The sequence below is a fragment of the Pseudomonas gingeri genome, assembly GCF_013386165.1.
Taxonomy (GTDB): domain Bacteria; phylum Pseudomonadota; class Gammaproteobacteria; order Pseudomonadales; family Pseudomonadaceae; genus Aquipseudomonas; species Aquipseudomonas gingeri_C.
The window spans coordinates 1,202,984-1,203,768 of record NZ_JACAOS010000003.1; the positions used below are offsets into that span (position 1 = coordinate 1,202,984).

The 785-nt window shown below is 64.3% G+C and carries 1 protein-coding gene; it reads right to left on the reverse strand.

Annotated features, from left to right (window positions below):
• Nucleotides 1–785 (reverse strand): AMP-binding protein (locus tag HX866_RS35030; RefSeq protein WP_256344863.1); only part of this gene is annotated, 785 nt, incomplete at both ends.

Here is a 785-nt window from a genome sequence, read left to right on the forward strand (position 1 = left end):
CGCGCAGGCCGGCGGCGTCCAGGTGGTTCTCCGGTTGAGCGACTACATAGGCCACCAGGCGCTTCTCGCCGGGACGATCTTCCCGGGCGATCACCACCGCTTCCTTGACCCCGGCGCAATTGCCGAGACGGGATTCGATTTCACCCAGTTCGATACGGAAGCCACGGACCTTGACCTGGAAGTCGTTACGACCCAAGTACTCGATACGGCCGTCGGCCATATAACGCGCCAGGTCACCGGTCTTGTACATGCGCGCATCGGCGCTGGTGCCGAATGGATCGACCAGGAAGCGCTCGGCGTTGACCTGTTCAAGGTTCAGATAACCCCGTGCCACGCCGTCGCCACCGATGAAGATTTCACCGGCGACACCGTACGGCACGGGCTGTTGGTGAGCGTCGAGCAGGTAGATGCGGGTGTTGGCCATCGGCTTGCCGATGGTGGCGTTGCCGCTACCTTCGCTGCCGGCCAGTGCATCGTGGGTGACATAGGCGGCGGTGCAGGACACCGTTGCCTCGGTCGGGCCATAGGTGTTGATCAGACGGGTGTGTGCCGGGCGGACTTCATCCCAGAGCTTGAGCTTTTGTGCCGAAAGGGCATCACCGGTGACGTTGATCAGGCGCACGTCGGCCAGACGCTGCTGGGCAACTTGAGGCTGGTTGTGCCATTCGGCGGCCAGGGTGTGCCAGTGGGCGGCGGTCATGTGCAGGAAGGTCGGACGGATGCCGTGATCCTGGGTACCCTCGCTGCCGAAGATCTCCCGGCTCGGCGCCAGGGTGGCCCCGGCC